Origin of the sequence: Kitasatospora arboriphila, from assembly GCF_039528095.1 — a bacterium.
Lineage (GTDB): Bacteria > Actinomycetota > Actinomycetes > Streptomycetales > Streptomycetaceae > Kitasatospora > Kitasatospora arboriphila.
In genome coordinates this window covers 1-3,726 of record NZ_BAAALD010000198.1, presented here as the reverse complement: position 1 = coordinate 3,726, position 3,726 = coordinate 1, and the positions used below count along the sequence as shown (strand labels likewise).

Annotated in this window: 4 protein-coding genes; 3 read left to right on the top strand and 1 reads right to left on the bottom strand. The window is 77.0% G+C overall.

What is annotated here, in order from left to right; all coding sequences use genetic code 11:
- The first annotated feature begins 101 nt into the window (after positions 1–101).
- Positions 102–881, top strand: coding sequence for a hypothetical protein (locus tag ABD353_RS39350; RefSeq protein WP_344628530.1), 780 nt, complete (start codon positions 102–104; stop codon positions 879–881).
- Positions 882–899: 18 nt separating this feature from the next.
- Here the strand turns inward: ABD353_RS39350 and ABD353_RS39345 are convergent, their stop codons facing one another.
- Positions 900–1,430 (bottom strand): SHOCT domain-containing protein, encoded by a 531-nt coding sequence (locus tag ABD353_RS39345; protein WP_344628529.1) that lies wholly within the window; start codon positions 1,428–1,430, stop codon positions 900–902.
- 56 nt (positions 1,431–1,486) lie between these two features.
- Here ABD353_RS39345 and ABD353_RS39340 point away from each other — a divergent pair, with 56 nt between their 5' ends.
- Both ABD353_RS39340 and ABD353_RS39335 read left to right on the top strand, forming a co-directional pair.
- Entirely contained in the window at positions 1,487–2,569 is a 1,083-nt protein-coding gene (locus ABD353_RS39340; protein WP_344628528.1) for a protein kinase family protein, read from the top strand.
- Between the two features lie 143 nt (positions 2,570–2,712).
- Positions 2,713–3,726: serine/threonine-protein kinase (locus ABD353_RS39335; RefSeq protein ID WP_344628527.1), on the top strand; the 1,014-nt coding region annotated here is incomplete at its 3' end.

Sequence of the window (3,726 nt, the reverse complement as noted above, 5' to 3'; positions counted from 1 at the left end):
CCGGGTGGGCAGGGAGAAGGGCATCGCGGCCGGTCCCGCCCCGGCCGGCTACCGGCCCGCCCGCGCTCCCGCCGGCGCCGCCCACCGAGGCCCTCCCGGTCGTGCCCCGCGAGCGGCGCAACCCGCGCACCGCGCTGCTGGCCGGCGGAGCGCTGCTGCTGGTGCTCGTTCTGGTCGGCGCGATCGCGCTGCTGCAGGACGGCGGCGAGACCGGCAAGAACGCCGGCAAGCACACCGGGAAGTCCCTCGACTCCGCGGCCTCCGCCGCAGCGCCCGCCCTCGGCAGCAACGGCTCGCCCGCCGCCGGCACGCCGTCCGCCGCCGCGTCGGCCTCCCCGGGCACGCCGTCCGCAGCCCCGAGCACCCAGCCCTCGAACACCCCCGCCCCGGGGAACCCGGCCCCCGGCACCCCGGAGCCCGGCGGCAAGGACGGTGCCGTCCCGGCCGGCTATCGGACCGTCCACGACGCCTCCGGCTTCTCGATCGTGCTGCCCGACTGGATGGCCGACAAGGGCCAGGACTACGACGAGACCAGCCGCCAGTTCCAGGGCAACGGGCTGAAGCTGATGGTCGACTGGAAGATCGGCGCGGGCGACAGCGCCCTCGCCGACTGGCAGGAGAGCGAGCGCGGCCAGACCTTCCGCAACTACCGGCGCATCCAGCTGAAGGCCGTCACCTACCGGGACTGGACCAACGCCGCCGACTGGGAGTGGACCTTCGGCAGCGGCACCACCTACCACTCGCTCAACCGCGGCTTCGTCACCGGCGGCGGCAAGTACGGCTATGCCCTCTACTGGACGAGCACCGACGCGGACTGGAACTCGGCGGCGAACACGGCGGCCCGCAGCATCGGCTTCGCCACCTTCCAGCCCGCGCCCTGACGCGCCCCGCCCGGGCCGTCAGCCGATCAGCCGCTGCTTGGTCCGGGCGAACTCCTCGTCGGTGAGGGCGCCCGCGCCGTGCAGCGCCGCCAGCCGCTCCAGCCGGTCCAGCAGGTCCGCCGGGGGCGGCGCCGCGGCGGGCACGGCCGCCCCGGCCTCCCGTCGGCGGGCCTCCGCCGCCACGGCACGGATCCGCTCGGCGAACGGCTCCGCCTTCACCACGTCCTCGAAGCGGTGCGCCCCGGTCAGCGCGACCACCTTCAGGACCTCGCCGTTGATCCGGGTCCGGACGACCGTCACGTCCGTCGCCGCGCCCAGCGCAACCGGCAGCGGCGGCTTGCCGTCCTTGAGGAAGAGCAGCCGATGGCCGGTCAGCACCAGCGCGCCCCTGCGGAAGTGGTCCGGGTGCCGTCCGGCGGTCGCCGCCACCGGCTCCTCGCCGGGCGCCGCGACGGCCTCCACGGTGCGCACGGCGGCGTTCCCGGCCTCCCGGCCGTTGCCGCTGCCGAGCACGTCGAAGGCCACATCGATCAGATCCGTCCGGTCCATACCGCGAGCCTACGGCCGCGGCGACGTACGCTGGCCGGGTCGAGAGGAAGTCGGACATGCGAGCGGCCCCCGGTCAGCTGGTGGCCGGACGGTACCGGGTGACGGACCGTCCGACGGGAGCCGGCCTGCCCGCGCAGGACGTGCACACGGGCGCGCCGGTCCTGCTGCACGCCCTCGACCTGCCCGAACTGCTCGTCGCCGGCGAACCGGGCGACCTGTACGAGGAACCCGACCACCACCGCGGCGACCGGCTCGCCGAACCCGTCGCCGCGCTGGCCGACCGCGTGCCGCGCCACCCGCGGCTGCTCGTCGAGACCGGCGCGGCCGCCGAGGGCGACCTGCTGTGGGTGGCCGCCGAGCGCGTCGCCGGCGCACCGCTCGACGAACTCGCCGACACCGGCCCGGTGCCGCCGTACCGGGTGGCCGAACTGGCCGCCGACCTCGCCGGGGCGCTGCGCGCCCTGCACGGCGCCGGACTGGTCCACGGCAACGTCACCGCCGGGGCGGTGCTGGTCTGCGAGGACGGCGCCGCGCTGCTCGGCGGACTGCTCCTCGGCGCCGCCCAGGAGGCGGTCTGCGCCCAGCTCGCCGGGCCGGTGCCGCGCCGCCGCTACGAGGCCCGCGCCGACCTGCTCGGCCCGCTGGCCGAACGCTGGCCCGCCGACGCCGGCCCGCCCGGCGACTGCTGGGCCCTCGGCGTGCTGCTCTACCGGCTGCTCACCGGCCACGGCCCCTACCCCGAGGACGACCTGCCGACGCTGCTCGCCGCCGTCCGCGACGGCCGGCGCTACCCCGCCGACGGCTGCGGTCCGCTGCGCAGCCTCGTCGAGGAACTGCTCGACCTCGGCCCGGCCGCGCGCCCCACCGCCGAGGACGTCCAGCGCAGGGTGCGCGCCCTGCTCGCCGGCGCGCCCGAGCCGTTCGGCCCCGGCGAGGAGGAGGCGCCGCTGCTGCCGGTGGTGCGGCCGGCCGGCCCGGTGGTGCCGCACCCGCGCGGGCGGCGGCACGGCGGCGGACACCTGCCGGTGCCCCGCGGCCCCTCCCGGGTGCCTCCCGCGCTGCTCGGCCCGCTGCTGGTCGGCGGGGTGCTGCTGGCGCTGGTCGCGGCCCTCGCCGCGGTCGTCCTGGCGGCGGGCTGACCGTGCCGGGCGCGCAGCGGTGCATTCCGGGCCCCGGCGCAACCCGGCCCGGTGTGGTTGAGAAGATGTCCGTGCGGTGAGTCTGCGGTGCACCGATACCTCCGTCACGGTGACGGTGGACTGAGGATGGGGGAACGGTCGCCATGGGCGTGCAGGACCGGTCGTCGGAAGGCATGGACACCGGCCGGGTACTGGCCGGACGGTACGTCCTGGGGGACCGGCTCGGCCGCGGCGGCATGGGCACGGTCTGGCGGGCCCGCGACGAGATGCTCGACCGCGAGGTCGCGGTCAAGGAGCTGACCGTCAACCACCTCCCCGAGGAGGAGCTGGAGATCCTGCAGTCCCGCATGAAGCGGGAGGCCAGGGCCGCCGCCAGGATCAAGCACCCCGGCGTCATCACCATCCACGACGTGCTGGAGGACGACGGCCGCCCCTGGATCGTGATGGAGCTGGTCGACGGCCGGTCGCTGGCCGACGTGATCAGCCAGGACGGCACCCTCGCGCCGCGCGAGGCCGCCGAGGTCGGCCTGCAGGTGCTGGCCGCGCTGCACCGCGGCCACCAGCTCGGGGTGCTGCACCGCGACGTCAAGCCCGCCAACGTGCTGCTGGAGAAGGGCACCGGCCGCGTCGTCCTGCTCGACTTCGGCATCGCCACCTTCGAGGGCTCCACCGAACTCACCCGCCCCGGCGACCTGGTCGGCTCGCCGGACTACCTCGCGCCCGAGCGCGCCCAGGGCGAACGCCCCGGCCCGGCCTCCGACCTGTGGGGCCTCGGGGCCACGCTGTACGCCGCGGTGGAGGGCGAGTCGCCGTTCCGCCGCACCTCCCCGCTCACCACGCTGGCCGCGGTGGTCGGCGACCCGCTGCCGGAGCCCCGCCGGGCCGGCGCGCTCGGCCCGGTGCTGGCCGCGCTGATGGCCAAGGACGCGGCCGAGCGTCCCACCGCCGACGAGGCCGCCCGGATGCTGCGCGAGGTCACCGCCGGTCACACCCTCGGCATGAAGGCCCGGCCGGCCGCCTCGGCGCACCGGGTGCCGACCCAGCAGGTGCCGGTGGTCGACCGCACCGACAAGCCCGCGCGCACCGCCGAGCACCCGCCGACCGCGCCCACCCTGCCCGTCCCCGAGCCTGCGCCGCACGGCCCGCTGCCGCAGGCC